Here is a 13,282-nt window from a genome sequence, read left to right as displayed (position 1 = left end):
GCCGCGCGGGCGCTGCCGGCGGCGACCGACGCGGTCGACCGGATCCTGGCCGGGGCCGACCGGCTGCGGCGCTCGGCGGCACCGCTGCTCGACCTGCTGCCCGACGCGCTGACGGCGGCCGCCCCGGCCGCGCGGCTGGCGACCCCGGCGCTCGCGAACCTGACGACGATGGTCCGTTACCTCGCGCCCCGCAAGCGGACGATCGCCGCCTGGTTCTCGAACACCGCCGCGTTCGGGACCAACGGCGACGCCAAGGGCCGCTGGGCGCGGTTCTTCGTGATGATCGACCCGGCGACGCTGCTGGCGGCCAAGAGCGACCTGCCGACCAACGCCTACACCGGCCCCGACGACGCCGTCCGCAACGCGCCCTACGAGCCGGGCGACTTCCCGCGGCTGCGCGCGACGCCGCCGCCCGCCTCGCCGCCGGCGAGCCGACCCGACCGATGAGTCCTCGTCCCCCGCGCGGTCGTCATCCAAGCCGAACCACGAGCCGGCCAGCTTCACGATCCTCAACTTCCCCGTCGACGACGTCGAGGCGGCGGTCGACGAGCTGACCGCTCGCGGCGTGGCCTTCCAGCACTACGACGGGATGCCGCAGGACGCGAAGGGGATCATGCGCGACGATCGCCTGGTTCACCGACCCGGCGGGCAACGTCCTGTCGCTGATCGACGTCTGACCGGCGCGGTCCGGCCGCCGACACGGGCCTGCCGCTCGCGTCCGTCCCGCCGCGAGCGGGTCCGGCCGGCCGCGCGCGCCCTCAGCCCCGCGTCGCGTCGCGGCCGATCCGCCGCAGCGCCACGCCGGCCGCTCGCCAGCGGTCGGCGTCCAGCACCCCGCGGCCGTCGACGACCGCCCGCGCCCCGGGCACGTCGTCCGGGGCCAGGTCGCGGTAGGCGGCGTGGTCGGCCTGGACGATCGCGCCGTCGACCGGCGCGCCGTCCCACGGCTCCAGCCCGAGCGCCCGCAGCTCGTCGTCGGCGTAGAGCGGGTCGGCGACGAGGGCCGTCGCGCCGGCGGCGACGAGCGCGTCGCGGAGGCCGAAGACGCCGCTGAAGGCCGTCTCCTTGACGTCACCGCGGTAGGCGGCGCCGAGCACCAGCACCCGTCGTCCCGCCAGCCCCCCGTCGAGCAGGCCGCCGAGCAGGCCGACGGCGTAGCCGGGCATCGCCTCGTTGACGGCCCGCGCCGCGGCCGGCAGCGTCGCGGCCGGGTCGCCCTCCAGGTAGAAGCGCGGGTAGACCGGGATGCAGTGCCCGCCGACCGCGACCCCGGGCCGGTGGATGTGGCTGAACGGCTGGCTGTTGGCGGCGTCGATCACGCCCTGGACGTCGACGCCGATCCGGTCGGCGTGCTGGGCCAGCTCGTTGGCGAAGGCGATGTTGAGGTCGCGGTAGGTCGTCTCGGCCAGCTTGGTCAGCTCGGCGGCCTCGGCGCCGCCCAGCTCGCGGACCTCGACCGTCGGCGCGCCGCTGCCGTTCAGCAGCCGCCGGTAGCGGGCCGCGGTCCGGGCCTCGCCGGTCGCGTCGAGCCCGCCGACGAGCTTCGGGTAGGTCTCCAGGTCCTGGAAGATCCGGCCGCTGTAGACCCGCTCCGGGCTGTGGGCGGCGTGGAAGTCGCTGCCCTCGCGCAGGCCGCTGGCGCGCTCCAGCAGCGGCGCGACCCGCGATCGGGTGCTGCCGACCGGCAGGGTCGTCTCGACGACGACGCTCGGCGGCGCGCCGTCCGGCCCGGCGGCGCTGCCGCGCTCGGCCGCCGCGCGGGCCAGGCCGCGGCCGATCGCCTCGACCGCGGCGTCGAGTGCCCGCCACTCGGGCCTGGCGTCGGCGTCGACCACCAGCGGCGGCACCGCCAGGATCAGGTCGGCTCCGGCGGCGACCGCGGCGACGGTGTCGGTGGTCGCCCGCAGCGCCCCGGACGCGATCGTCCGGGCGAGCGCCTCGGCCAGGCCTCCCTCGCCGGGGAACGGCTCCTCGCCCGCGTTGACCTGGTCGACGACCCGCTGGTCGATGTCGCAGCCGACGACCTCGTGCCCGTGACTGGCGGCGAACGCGGCCAGCGGCAGGCCGATCTTCCCCAGCGCGACGACCACGACCCTCATCGCGGAGCCTCCACGCCGTCGGTCGGATCGCCGATCCCGTCGCGGGAGCGACCGCGGAGCCCCCCGGGAGCGCCCCCGTCGTCGGGCACCAGGTGGACCGTCTCCCCCGAGGCGGCGCTGCGCAGGACCGCGTCGGCCAGGTCGACCGCGGCCAGCCCCTCCTCGAGGGTCACGACCGGCGCGTCGGGCTCGCCGCGGACGAGCGAGCAGAAGCCCTCCAGCTCGACCAGCAGCGGCTCGCGGCGGGCGATCGCGTAGCGGGTCATGTCGCCCTCGCTGACGCCGCGCAGCGTGCGGGCGGCGTCCCACTCGCTGGCGACCTCGCCGTTGGCGTAGAAGGTCAGGTCGGCGGTCAGCGTGTCGGCGACGAGCATCCCCCGCTCGCCCAGGACACGGGTCCGGCGGACCTTGGTCGGCGACAGCCAGTCGACCATCGTCGTGAAGGTCGTGCCGCCCTCGAGCCGGCCGACGACGTTGACCAGGTCCTCGTGGGCACGGCCCATCCGGTGCTGGGTCTGCGCCGCCAGCGTCATCACCGGGCCGCCGCCGAGCCAGCCGACCAGGTCGAGGTCGTGGGTCGCCAGGTCCTTGACCACGCCGACGTCGCGGATCCGCGACGGGAACGGGCCGATCCGCTCGGTCGCGACGTGGAAGACCTGGCCGAGCTGCCCGCCGAGGACGCGGCGGCGCAGCTCCCGCAGGGCGGGGTTGCAGCGCTCGACGTGGCCGACGGCGCCGTCGACGCCGGCCGCTCGCACGGCCTCGATCAGCGTCCTGGCGCGCGGGGGGTCCTCGGCCAGCGGCTTCTCGACCAGCACGTGGACGCCGGCGCCGACCAGCTCGAGGACGGCCGCCAGGTGCTCCTCCGTCGGGACCGCGACGATCGCGATCTCGGGGCGCGCGTCGGGCGCCCGGTCGAGCAGGGCGCCGACGGTCGGGAAGACCAGCGCCTGGTCGCCGACCGCGCCGTGGCGGTCGCCCTCGGGGTCGACCGCGCCGACGAAGGTCGTCAGGCCCGAGGTCTGCAGCAGCCGCGCATGGTGACGGCCCATCATCCCCAGGCCCACGACGGCTCCGCGCAGGGACCTCGGATCGGCCGTCGTTGGCTGCGCGGCGTCGCTCACGACGGACAGCCTAGATGAGTGGCTGCCGCGTCCCCGGCGCCAGCGATCACGCGGCCGCGGGACCGGTCGCGGGACCGGTCGCGGGTGGCGCCACCACCAGCCGAAAGGCCCCGTCGAACGCCGGAGCGTCGCGCAGGAAGCCCCAGCGGTCGTCCCAGGCGCCCGAGATCAGGTCCCGTCGCAGCGCCGCGACCGCGCGTTCCTCCGCGCCCGGGGGCAGCCGCGGCCAGATCGACTGAGCGGCGCGGACCGCCGGGTCCAGGAACGCCTCGGGTCGGTGGTAGAACGCCTCGAGGAACCCGTCGGTGCAGCCGTGCGGGATCGCGACCGGCGTGGCCGTGGCGCCGCCGAGCGCCTGCGCCACGGCGTCGATCGGCGGGAACCGGGCGCGATCGTCCGCCAGCGTCTCCGGCAGGTAGTCCGTCAGCCACAGGCGGTCGAGCGCGTCGGGATCGACCGTCAGGACGACCACCGGGCCGCGTGCCACCCGCCGCAGCTCGCGCAGGCCGGCCGCGGGGTCCTGCCAGTGGTGGATCGTGACCACCGCCATCGCGGCGTCGACGCTGCCGTCGTCGAGCGGCAGCGCCTCGGCGTGGGCGGCGATCGCCGGCGCCAGCAGCGGCGGACGCTGCGCCCGCATCGCCGCCGCGGGCTCGATCGCGATCACGTGGCGGTCCGGTGGCTCGTAGGACCCGGCCCCGGCCCCGACGTTGACGACCGTGCGGGCATCGCCGAGCGCGGCGTCGATCAGCGCCGCGATCCGCGGATCGGCGCGCCGCTGCCGGGCGTAGCCGACGCTGTGCCGCTCGTAGTCGATGCCGCGACCCGGGCGGGCGGGGACCGGCGGCTGGTCGCGGGCCGTCATCCCCCGATGCTCGCACGCCGAGGGCCGCGAGTACGCTCCCGGGCCATGGCCAAGCCCGTCGGCACCCGTGCCGCGATCCACCCGCAGGCGATCACCGACCCGTCGGCCAGTGCCGGAGCGGGAGCGATGATCGGCGCCGAGGCCCGGATCGGCGAGCACGCGCGGATCGCCCCCTACGCCGTGATCGACAGCCGCGCGACGGTCGGCGAGCGGGCGATCGTCGGGACCCACGCGGTCATCCACCACGACGTGACGCTGGGCGCCGGGGTGGTGCTGGGCAGCCACGTCGTCGTGCATCCGGGGACGGTGCTCGAGGACGGCGTCGTCGTCGGCGATCACGCGGTGCTCGGCAAGCCGCCGCGGCTGCGGGCGACGTCGGCCGCGGCCGGTGGACCGGGCCTGCGGCCGCTGCAGGTCGCGGCCGGGGCCAGCGTCGGGGCCGGGGCCGTCGTCTTCGCCGGGGCCGCGGTCGGCGCGCGGACGATCCTCGGCGACCAGTCGTTCGTCCGCGAGCGGGCCACGATCGGCGAGGACGCGATCGTCGGCCGCGGCAGCACCGTCGACTGCGACGTCGTCGTCGGCGACCGCGTCAGCATCCAGACCGACGTCTACGTGACGGCCCGCAGCGTGGTCGAGGACGACGTCTTCCTGGGGCCCGGCGTGGTGACCACCAACGACGATCGCATGGGCCGCGCCCCGCGCGGGGCCGACGGCGAGCCCGACCCGGCGGCGATCGAGCTGCGCGGCGCGACGATCCGCCGCGGCGCCCGGATCGGCGGACGCGCCGTGCTGGTGCCCGGGGTCGAGATCGGCGCCGACGCCTTCGTCGCCGCCGGCGCGGTGGTGACCAAGGACGTCGCGCCGGCCACCCGCGTGATCGGCGTCCCGGCCCGCGCGGCGGGGCCGGTGCCGGACGAGGACCTGCTGGACCGCTGATCGGGCGGGCGGACGGGAGCCGCTCGCCGGGCGCGCCGCCACTCGCCCGCCGCTCCGCTGGGATACCCTCGCGCCGTGGCCGTCTCCGCCCTCGTTCCGGTGCTGCGCCCGCACCGGCGGCGTCGCGCGCTGCTGCGGACCGGGCAGCGGGTCGCCCGGCGGCTGCCGGGGGCGATCGAGTCGCCGGCGGCGATCCGGCGGCGGACGGCGGCCGAGCAGCGGACCCGGACGCTGGCCGTGGTGGCCGCGGTCACCGGCGCCGGCGCGGTCGCGCTCGAGGTCGCGCGGGTCTGGCGGCGGGGCTCGGCGCCGCTGCCGTCCGAGGCCGATCGGGTGCTGGACGCCGGGGCCGAGGCGGTCGGCGAGACGGTCCAGGTCGCCGTCGCCGGCTACCGCCAGGGCTCCGATCGCGAGAACGCGCTGCTGAACCTGCTGCTGTCGTTCACCGGCACCTGGCTGATGACGCGGCTGTCGACGACGATGATCCGCCGCCGCGGCCGCTTCGGGCCGTTGCGCGACGTGGTCGTCAGCGACACCCACGTGCACCACTTCGTGCCGGGGATCGCGATGGCGTTCCTGGCCGGCGGCGCGTCGATCGCGGCCCGCTCCGAGGCCGCCGACCGCTGGCTGGCGGTGCCGTTCGGCGCCGGGGTCGCGCTGACGCTCGACGAGTCGGCGCTGCTGCTGAAGCTCGACGACGTCTACTGGACGGAGGAGGGCGCCGTCAGCGTCCAGGTGACCCTGGCGTCGTTCGCGATGCTGTCGACGCTGCTGGTCGCCTCGCGGATGCTGCGCCGCGGCGAGCAGGTGGTGCTGGCCGAATCGCGGGCCGCCGACGACGACGACCGCCCGACCACCCACCTCCACGTGGTGACCGCATGACCGGCAGCGACCCGCACGACCACGAGCGGCCGGCGGCGGCCACCGACGAGCGGCCGGGAGGCTCGGTGGCCGACGTCGGGGACCGCCCCGTCGCCCCGCCGCCGCCGGACGACGTCCAGGACGGCCCCGGCGGGGAGGACCTGCCGGGCGGCGAGGACCGGCCGACGCCGCCCGCGGCCGGGCCGCAGCACCCGATCGGGCCCGGCGGGGCGCTGCTCGCCCCGTGGCGGGCCCGCGTGCTGGCGGCGCTGATCGACTCGATCATCACCGGGATCCTGGCCCTGGGCCTGGGCTACGCGGCCGAGGGGCTCACCGGCGAGAACGTCGTCGTGATCGGCGAGAACCGCCAGGACGTCACCGGCCTCGAGACGGTCTGGAACGACATCGGCTTCGGCCTGGCCGCCACGCTGCTGGCGACCGCGCTCTACGTGGTGCCGATGCTGACCCGCACCAACGGCCTGACGATCGGCCGCCGGGTCGCGCACACCCGCCTGATCCGCGCCGACCAGCAGCCGATCGAGCTGTGGTTCGCGACCACCCGCGAGGTGCTGCTGAAGGGGATCGGGATCGCCGTCCTGGCCGCGATCCCGCTGCTCGGCCCGCTGGTCGTCTTCGCGGACTACCTGTGGCCGCTGCGCGACCCGCAGCGACGTGCGCTCCACGACTACCCGCTCGACACGCGGACGATCTGGACCCGCTGACGGCGCGCGGCGCGCGCCGGTCCGGGTCCTACAGCGCCGCCGCGGCGGCCTTCGTCGCCTTGCCGGCGGCGGTCCAGATCACCTGGTGCTGGGCGGGGCCGACGCCGATCATCCCGACCGGGACCTTGACCTGGGCCTCGATGTACTCCAGGTACTCGCGGGCGGCCTGCGGCAGGTCCTCGTAGCGGGAGACCTTGGAGATGTCCTCCTCCCAGCCGGGCAGCTCGTCGTACTCCGGCTCGGCGTGGTGGAGGACGGTCTGGTGGTACGGGAAGCGCTCGAGCAGCGCGCCGTCGGCGCTGCGGTAGCGGGTGGCGACCTTGATCGTCTCCTGCCCGGTGAGCACGTCGAGCTTGGTGATGCAGAGCTGGTCGAGCGTGCAGAGCCGCGCCGCGTAGCGCAGCGCGACGAGGTCGAGCCAGCCGATCCGGCGGTCGCGGCCCGTGGTGGTGCCGCGCTCGGCGCCGACCTCGCGCAGCTGGTCGGCCAGCGGGCCTTCGAGCTCGGTCGGGAACGGCCCGGCGCCGACGCGGGTGCAGTACGCCTTGACGACGCCCCAGATCTCGTCGAGGTCCTTGGGGCCGGCGCCCGATCCGACGGCGGCGGCGCCGGCGACCGGGTTCGACGAGGTGACGAACGGGTAGGTGCCGTGGTCGATGTCCAGCAGCGCCGCCTGCGCGCCCTCGAAGAGCACGTTGCCGCCGTCGTCGAGCGCGTCCCAGACCAGCGCGGCGGTGTCGGCGACGTGGCGCTCGAGCTTGTGGCCGTAGCTCAGGTAGGTCTCGGTCATCGCCTGCAGGTCGAGCTGCGGGTCACGGGCCCAGGGCCGCAGCGAGCGCTCCTTGGGGTGCAGGGCGGCGACGATCTTCTTCTTCAGGATCGCCTCGTCCAGCAGGTCCTGGATCCGGATCCCGAGCCGCAGCGCCTTGTCGGCGTAGCAGGGGCCGATGCCGCGCTTGGTGGTGCCGATCTGGTTCTTGCCCAGCCGCGTCTCGCCCGCCACGTCGAGCAGCTTGTGGTACGGCATGATCACGTGCGCGTTGGGGCTGATCCGCAGCCCGCTGGAGTCGACGCCCTGCGTCGCCAGCTGCGCCAGCTCGCCGAGCAGGACCTCGGGGTCGACGACGACGCCGTTGCCGATCACGCAGGTGGTGCCCGGGTAGAGGATCCCCGAGGGCACCAGGTGGAAGGCGTACTTCACCTCGCCGTGGACGATCGTGTGCCCGGCGTTGTTGCCGCCCTGGAAGCGGACGACCACGTCGGAGCGCTCCGCGAGCAGGTCGACGAGCTTGCCCTTGCCCTCGTCGCCCCACTGGGCGCCAACGATCACGATGCCTGGCATTTCGGGTGGAGGGTATCGGTGTGGGGGCGTTGCCCGCCCGGCCCACCGGCCAGGGTCCTCGCCGGCGGGCTGCGACGAGCGTCCGATCGGCGCCGCGGCCACGCGCGCCGCGGGGACTCTCGGCGACGGCGTCCGACCGCCTCAGCGGTCGTCGCGCCCGCGGCGGACCGGCCGGTGGACGCCGCTCGGGTCGAGGCCCCAGGTCGGCGGGACGGCCGGTCGACCGGCCAGGTCGTAGCCGTCCTCGTCGCCAGGGAACGGCGGGGCGGGCCCCAGCCCACCGCTGGCCGCGGGGTCGCGACCGGCGGCGGGCCGGCGGTCGTAGCCGCCCGCGGCGGGGCCGCCGGGGACCGCGTGCCCGGCCACGCCGAGCGGGCCGTCCCCCGGTCGCGGAGCGGACGCCGACCGCCGACCGTGGGCCGCGGAGCCGGGCGGCGGGTCCTCCGGCTGCAGCTTGCGATGGTCCCCGTCGGGCAGCGCGACGACCCGGCACATCTCCTCGAGCCGCGAGACGGTTCGCTCCCCGACCTGGTCGCGCAGCGCCATCGGGTCGAGGTTGGTCGTGATCGTGACCGCCTTCTCCTCCTCGTAGCGCGCGTTGACGATCGAGTAGAGCTGCTCCAGGACCCACGGCGTCGACTGCTCGGCGCCGACGTCGTCGATCTGGAGCAGGTCGACGCGGGTCAGGGCGTCGAGCAGCTCGAGCGTCCGCGGACCGCCGTCGGAGTCGTAGGTGCGGCGGATCTCGGACAGCAGCCGCGGCAGCGAGTAGATCGCCACCGTCCGGCCGGCCTCGATCGCGTGCTTCGAGATCAGGGTCGCGAGCGTCGTCTTGCCGTTGCCGGTGCCACCGGTCAGCCACAGGCCCTCGCCGCGGGCCAGCCGCGCCGGCAGGTCGTCGACGTACTCGCGGACGAGCGCCACGACCTTGCGGTCCATGCCCGAGACCGGCGGCCGGTCGAAGGCGACGTCGCGGTACTTCTTGCCGATCCGCGCGCGCAGGCTGCCGGCGACGCGGCGGGCGCGCTGCTCGGGCATGCAGCGGCACTCCGTCGCCGTGCGGTTGCGGTCGTCGATGATCCAGCCGGACCCGTCGCAGAGGCCGTAGGGGCAGCGCATCGGCTAGGCCCCGGTCCGGGCGCGGTGGCGCCGGCGGTCGCCGGCGGGGATCGTGGGGCGGGTCACGTGCGCGGCAGCGGTGGCCCGCCTCCGGGAAGCGGCGGACCGCCGACGGACGTCATGCCGCCCGCCGCGGCGCCGACCGGCCGCTGGCCGCCGGAGAACTGCCCGGGCGGGCCGTCGTCGGGCCGCTGGGCCATCGTCAGGAACCGCGGGTACTCGTTCTGGAACAGCAGCCGCACGGTGGCCAGGCGACCGGAGCGGTTCTTGGCGATGATCAGCTCGGCGACGCCGGGCTCGGCGGTCTCCTCGTTGTAGTACTCGTCGCGGTACAGGAACATCACGAGGTCGGCGTCCTGCTCGATGTTCCCCGACTCGCGCAGGTCGCTGAGCATCGGCCGCTTGTCGGGCCGGCTCTCGACCGCACGCGACAGCTGCGACAGCGCGATCACCGGGCAGCTCAGCTCCTGGGCGAGGATCTTCAGCCCTCGCGACATCTCGCCGACCTGCTGGACGCGGCTCTCGGCTCGGCCGTCGGCCCGCATCAGCTGCAGGTAGTCGACGATCACCAGCGAGACGCCGCCGGCGTGGCTGGCCGCCAGCCGCCGGGCCTTGGCGCGGATCTCCATGATCCCGATGTCGGAGCTGTCGTCGACGTAGAGCGGCGACTGGGCGAGCTTGTCCGCGACCTCGAGCACGTCGGGCCAGCGGTCGCCGATCCGGCCCTTGCGGACGTCGTCGCCCTTGATCGCGGCCTGCGAGGCGATCACGCGCTGGAGCAGCTCGCGCTCCGGCATCTCGAGCGAGAAGAGCGCGACGGCGCCGCCGTTCTGGAGCGCGACGTTCTCGGCCAGGTTGGTGACCAGCGCGCTCTTGCCCATCGCGGGGCGGGCCGCGAGGACGATCATCGCGCCCGGCTGCAGGCCGGCGGTGGCGATGTCGAGGTCGCGGTAGCCGGTCGCCAGGCCGGTGATGTCGCGGCCGTCCTTCTCCAGCTCCTCCAGCCGCTTGACCTCGTCGTCGATGAAGTCGCGGACGGCGCGCAGGCCGGTCGAGGCGTCGGTCTGGGAGACCTCGAAGACCTTGCCCTGGGCCTGCTCGACGATCTGGGCGGGGTCGTCCTGGGCCTTGAGGACGTCGGCCTGGATCTCGTAGGTCGCCTGCAGCAGCCGCCGGAGCTTGCCGAGCTCGCGGACGATCTGCGAGTGCTTGGGCAGCGCCGCGACCTCGGTGACCGTGGAGGTCAGCTGCCAGACCGCCTCGCGGCCGCCGGCCTGGTCGAGCGTGCCGCTGCGCCGCAGCTGCTCGACGACGGTGATCGAGTCGACCGGCTGGCTGTCGCCGTAGAGCTGCCGGATCGCCTCGAACGTCGCCTGGTGCTGGGGCGCGTAGAAGTCGTCGGCGCGCAGGCCGTCGTCGATCGTGACCGCGTAGCGCGCCTGCTCGGACAGCATCAGCGCCCCGAGCACCGCCTGCTCGGCGTGGATGTCGTGCGGCGGGACGTGCGCGGCCGGGCCCATCTCGTCCGGCGGCGGCAGGTAGCCGTCGTCGGCGGGGTAGGGGTGGTCGTCGTCGTAGGACATGTCGGGCGGGCGGGGCGGGGGCCGCGGGGTCGTGTCAGCAACCCTCGCAGCCGGACTGGACCGCTTGCACGAGACGCTGCACGCGGGAAGCCGGCGAACGGCGGATCGAAACTACCAGCAGGCCCGCGGCGGCCGGTCGACGCCTGGCCGCGTACCCCGCTCCGTGCGGGAAATCGCGGCGTCGATCGCGCCCGGAACGCGAAACGGCGCCGGATGGCCGGCGCCGTCGGTCCACCCGCGGGTGGATGTGAGGCGTTCGTAGACCGAGCAGGTCGCCGCCGGGAAGCGAGAGCTGTGCGCCAGCACTGCCGAGCGCACCAGGTGGCGAGATGCGAAGCGTCTACGGACGCCTCACGCCGCCCGCTAGCGTTCGGTGACGACCATCGTCTTGACGTTGGCGATGACGCCCTCGGCCAGCTCGACGTCGACGACGTAGGTGCCGGTCGCGCGGATCGGCTCGGCCAGGCGCACGCGGCGGCGGTCGATCTCGACCCCGCGGGCCTCGTGGATCGCGTCGGCGATGTCCTGGTTGGTGACGGAGCCGAACAGGCGGCCGTCCTCACCGGTCTGGTGGGAGATCGTCAGCACCGTGTTGGTGAGCTGATCGGCCAGCTCGCGCGCCTGGGCAACCGCCTCGGCCCGCTGACGGGACTGCGCCTCGGCCTGCCGGGCCGCGTCCGCGATCGCCGTCTTCGTGGCCGGAGCAGCGAGGTTGCGCGGCAGCAGGTAGTTCCGCAGGTATCCCTTGGAGACGTCCACGACGGCGCCCTTGGCGCCGAGCTGGGGAACGTCCTGGAGAAGAATCGCCTCAGGCATACGGGTCACGAGAAGTCGAGATGGAGCCGGGCGCAGCCTCTCGCGCGCCGCACGGCCGGACAGGGAAGGATGGCACGTCGGACCGCTCCGGCGCGCTGCGGTGGCACGCGCGCCGAACGCGATCCCGTCAAATCGTCGTCTCGCTGCCCCCGCCCGCGAGACGACGAACCAGCAGGCCAGAGCCGCCCGATCGTCATCTCGCCCCGCGTCCGCGCCGAGATGACGATCCGCCGCCCCGCCCCGCCCGCCCGCTAGAACGGGATGTCGTCGTCCGCCGGCGGAGCGCTGTTGCCGCCGGGTGCGGGCGCGCCGGCCGGCGGCTGCTGGGGCGCGCCGCCCCAGTTCTGCTGCGGCGCGGGCTGCGCGGCCGGCGGGCCGCCGAAGTCGCCCTGGTCGACGGGGTAGGCGTTGCCGGGGCCGTTGAAGCCCCCGCCGGCCGGCGCGGCCGGCGCCGCCGGAGCCCAGTCGTCGCCCGCCGGGGCGCCGCCGCCACCCTGCTGGCCGGCCCAGTTGCCGCCCTGACCGCCGCCGCCACCGGGCGCGCCGTCACGGCCGCCGATGAACTGGACGTCCTGGGCGACGATCTCGATCGCCTCGCGCTTGTTGCCCTGCTGGTCCTGCCACTCGCGCCAGCGCAGGCGGCCGTCGACCGCCACCTGGCGGCCCTTGGCGAGGAACCGGGCCGCGGCGTCGGCCGAGTTGCCGAAGATCGTGACGTTGAAGTAGTTGGGCTCGTCGACCCACTGGCCGGAGGCCTGGTCCTTGCGCCTGTTGTTGACGGCCACGCGAAGGCTGCAGACCGAGCCCCCGGACGGCAGTCCTCGAAGCTCGGGATCCCGGGTCAGGTTCCCGACGATCGTGACGCGATTGATCGGCATGGGGTCCTCTTTCTCGATTGCGTTGGCCGAGCGTAGCGGCCGCACAGCCCCGAGAGGCACGACACGCGAAGTCGACACGAAGGTCGGACGGAGACGGCACGCACGGCACCCGTTCCGCGGGAGAGCAAGAGCATGCCAGGCCGCCCGGACAGGCGGCCCGCGGGCCGCGCGAGCCGCTCGCGGACGGGCCCGGAAACGCGACGTGCCGCCCGAGGGGCGGCACGAGCAGCAGCGGCCCGCAGGACGCGGGCGCGGGGGCGCTTCGGCTCAGGCAGCCGCGGCGGCGGCCGCGTCGATCTCGGCGAGATCGGGCAGGTCGACCGGGTTGCGCTGCAGCTTGATGATCCGGTGCCGCAGGACCACGTCGTTGATCTTCAGCTGGCGGTTGAGCTCGTTGAGCAGCTCGGCCGGGCCCTGGAAGCGGAAGACGCGGTACTCGGCCTTCGTCTCGTCGCCGATCGGGTAGGCGAGCTGGCGAACGCCCCACTCGCGGCCCTCGAGGATGGTCCCCTGGCCCTGGATCAGCTTGTCGAGATCGACGGCCAGCTTCTGCCGTGCCTCGTCCTCGGCGGACGCGTGGAGCAGGAGGACGAGATCGTAGGAAGGAGCGGGAGCGGCCATAGGAAAAGTTTCGCTTCTGGAAGCGGCGATCGAGGCTAGCAGAGGTCCTGCGCTGCTCGTCGTCCGCCTCTCGGAGTGATACGGGGGGCGAACTTCGCCGTCCCCGCGGGTCGTTCGAGTGTGAAGCTCGAACCGCCCCGACGTCGCCCGACCCCCGAGTGGCTCGCCCGCCTGCGCTCGGCCAACCCCGTCGCGCTGGCCGCCGTGGCCGGCGCGATCCTGCTGATCGCCCTCTGGCCGCGGCTGGGCTCGCCGCCACCGACGGTGCCCGACGGACGCGCGCGGGCCGCGCCGGCGGCGCCGGACGGGCGGCGCG

The 13,282-nt window shown here is 75.1% G+C and carries 13 protein-coding genes and 2 pseudogenes; 6 read left to right on the top strand and 9 right to left on the bottom strand.

Annotated features, from left to right (window positions below; all coding sequences use genetic code 11):
* Both PAI11_RS27475 and PAI11_RS28510 read left to right on the top strand, forming a co-directional pair.
* A partial coding sequence (locus PAI11_RS27475) for a hypothetical protein (RefSeq protein ID WP_040600940.1) occupies window positions 1–447 on the top strand: 447 nt, incomplete at its 5' end.
* A gap of 28 nt (window positions 448–475) precedes the next feature.
* Window positions 476–677 (top strand): annotated as a pseudogene (locus tag PAI11_RS28510) (VOC family protein); the annotation flags it as partial.
* 81 nt (window positions 678–758) lie between these two features.
* On the opposite strand, the gene PAI11_RS18565 reads toward PAI11_RS28510, so the two are convergent.
* The 3 genes from PAI11_RS18565 to PAI11_RS18555 are packed head-to-tail and all read right to left on the bottom strand — an operon-like array spanning window position 759 to window position 4,088.
* On the bottom strand, window positions 759–2,099 hold the full coding sequence (locus tag PAI11_RS18565) for a nucleotide sugar dehydrogenase (protein WP_007577643.1): 1,341 nt from the start codon (window positions 2,097–2,099) through the stop codon (window positions 759–761).
* Window positions 2,096–3,223, bottom strand: coding sequence for a Gfo/Idh/MocA family protein (locus tag PAI11_RS18560; protein WP_007577642.1), 1,128 nt, complete (start codon window positions 3,221–3,223; stop codon window positions 2,096–2,098). Before PAI11_RS18560 ends, PAI11_RS18565 begins: the two co-directional genes overlap by 4 nt.
* Window positions 3,224–3,269: 46 nt before the next feature.
* Window positions 3,270–4,088 (bottom strand): class I SAM-dependent methyltransferase, encoded by an 819-nt coding sequence (locus PAI11_RS18555; protein WP_007577641.1) that lies wholly within the window; start codon window positions 4,086–4,088, stop codon window positions 3,270–3,272.
* Window positions 4,089–4,133: 45 nt separating this feature from the next.
* Between PAI11_RS18555 and PAI11_RS28360 the strand changes: the two genes are divergently transcribed.
* The 3 genes from PAI11_RS28360 to PAI11_RS18540 all read left to right on the top strand — a co-directional run bounded on the left by PAI11_RS28360 (window position 4,134) and on the right by PAI11_RS18540 (window position 6,607).
* Window positions 4,134–5,024, top strand: coding sequence for an N-acetyltransferase (locus PAI11_RS28360; RefSeq protein WP_007577640.1), 891 nt, complete (start codon window positions 4,134–4,136; stop codon window positions 5,022–5,024).
* A 75-nt stretch (window positions 5,025–5,099) separates the two neighbouring features.
* Entirely contained in the window at window positions 5,100–5,906 is an 807-nt protein-coding gene (locus PAI11_RS24740; protein WP_007577639.1) for a hypothetical protein, read from the top strand.
* Window positions 5,903–6,607 (top strand): RDD family protein, encoded by a 705-nt coding sequence (locus PAI11_RS18540; RefSeq protein WP_007577638.1) that lies wholly within the window; start codon window positions 5,903–5,905, stop codon window positions 6,605–6,607. Before PAI11_RS24740 ends, PAI11_RS18540 begins: the two co-directional genes overlap by 4 nt.
* Window positions 6,608–6,635: 28 nt before the next feature.
* Here PAI11_RS18540 and PAI11_RS18535 read toward each other — a convergent pair whose 3' ends face one another.
* The 6 genes from PAI11_RS18535 to rpsF form a co-directional block, all read right to left on the bottom strand.
* Entirely contained in the window at window positions 6,636–7,949 is a 1,314-nt protein-coding gene (locus tag PAI11_RS18535; protein ID WP_007577637.1) for an adenylosuccinate synthase, read from the bottom strand.
* Window positions 7,950–8,090: 141 nt separating this feature from the next.
* The gene (locus tag PAI11_RS24735) at window positions 8,091–9,068 is read right to left on the bottom strand and encodes an ATP-binding protein (RefSeq protein WP_007577636.1); all 978 of its coding nucleotides are present in this window, start codon (window positions 9,066–9,068) and stop codon (window positions 8,091–8,093) included.
* A 62-nt stretch (window positions 9,069–9,130) separates the two neighbouring features.
* Window positions 9,131–10,651, bottom strand: a complete 1,521-nt coding sequence (gene dnaB / locus PAI11_RS18525) for a replicative DNA helicase (RefSeq protein ID WP_007577635.1) — start codon at window positions 10,649–10,651, stop codon at window positions 9,131–9,133.
* Window positions 10,652–11,014: 363 nt separating this feature from the next.
* Window positions 11,015–11,467 carry a 50S ribosomal protein L9 gene (rplI, locus tag PAI11_RS18520; protein WP_007577634.1) on the bottom strand — a complete coding sequence of 151 codons (453 nt, stop codon included), beginning with the start codon at window positions 11,465–11,467 and terminating at the stop codon, window positions 11,015–11,017.
* 251 nt (window positions 11,468–11,718) lie between these two features.
* Window positions 11,719–12,345 (bottom strand): single-stranded DNA-binding protein, encoded by a 627-nt coding sequence (locus PAI11_RS18515; RefSeq protein ID WP_007577632.1) that lies wholly within the window; start codon window positions 12,343–12,345, stop codon window positions 11,719–11,721.
* 267 nt (window positions 12,346–12,612) lie between these two features.
* Complete coding sequence (rpsF, locus tag PAI11_RS18510; RefSeq protein ID WP_007577631.1) at window positions 12,613–12,966, bottom strand: 30S ribosomal protein S6; 354 nt, start codon at window positions 12,964–12,966, stop codon at window positions 12,613–12,615.
* Between the two features lie 120 nt (window positions 12,967–13,086).
* On the opposite strand from rpsF, the pseudogene PAI11_RS18505 reads away from it, so the two are divergent.
* Window positions 13,087–13,282: pseudogene (locus PAI11_RS18505) on the top strand (isoamylase early set domain-containing protein); the annotation flags it as partial.

This window comes from Patulibacter medicamentivorans (genome assembly GCF_000240225.1).
Classification (GTDB): Bacteria; Actinomycetota; Thermoleophilia; order Solirubrobacterales; family Solirubrobacteraceae; genus Patulibacter; species Patulibacter medicamentivorans.
This window is presented reverse-complemented; position numbering and strand designations above follow the sequence as displayed.

Coding starts and splice junctions, on each gene's coding strand:
- PAI11_RS18565 (WP_007577643.1), bottom strand. CDS start 2,099: ATGAGGGTCGTGGTCGTCGCGCTGGGGAAGATCGGCCTGCCGCTGGCC.
- PAI11_RS18555 (WP_007577641.1), bottom strand. CDS start 4,088: ATGACGGCCCGCGACCAGCCGCCGGTCCCCGCCCGCCCGGGTCGCGGC.
- PAI11_RS28360 (WP_007577640.1), top strand. CDS start 4,134: ATGGCCAAGCCCGTCGGCACCCGTGCCGCGATCCACCCGCAGGCGATC.
- PAI11_RS18540 (WP_007577638.1), top strand. CDS start 5,903: ATGACCGGCAGCGACCCGCACGACCACGAGCGGCCGGCGGCGGCCACC.
- PAI11_RS18535 (WP_007577637.1), bottom strand. CDS start 7,949: ATGCCAGGCATCGTGATCGTTGGCGCCCAGTGGGGCGACGAGGGCAAG.
- PAI11_RS24735 (WP_007577636.1), bottom strand. CDS start 9,068: ATGCGCTGCCCCTACGGCCTCTGCGACGGGTCCGGCTGGATCATCGAC.
- dnaB (WP_007577635.1), bottom strand. CDS start 10,651: ATGTCCTACGACGACGACCACCCCTACCCCGCCGACGACGGCTACCTG.
- rplI (WP_007577634.1), bottom strand. CDS start 11,467: ATGCCTGAGGCGATTCTTCTCCAGGACGTTCCCCAGCTCGGCGCCAAG.
- PAI11_RS18515 (WP_007577632.1), bottom strand. CDS start 12,345: ATGCCGATCAATCGCGTCACGATCGTCGGGAACCTGACCCGGGATCCC.
- rpsF (WP_007577631.1), bottom strand. CDS start 12,966: ATGGCCGCTCCCGCTCCTTCCTACGATCTCGTCCTCCTGCTCCACGCG.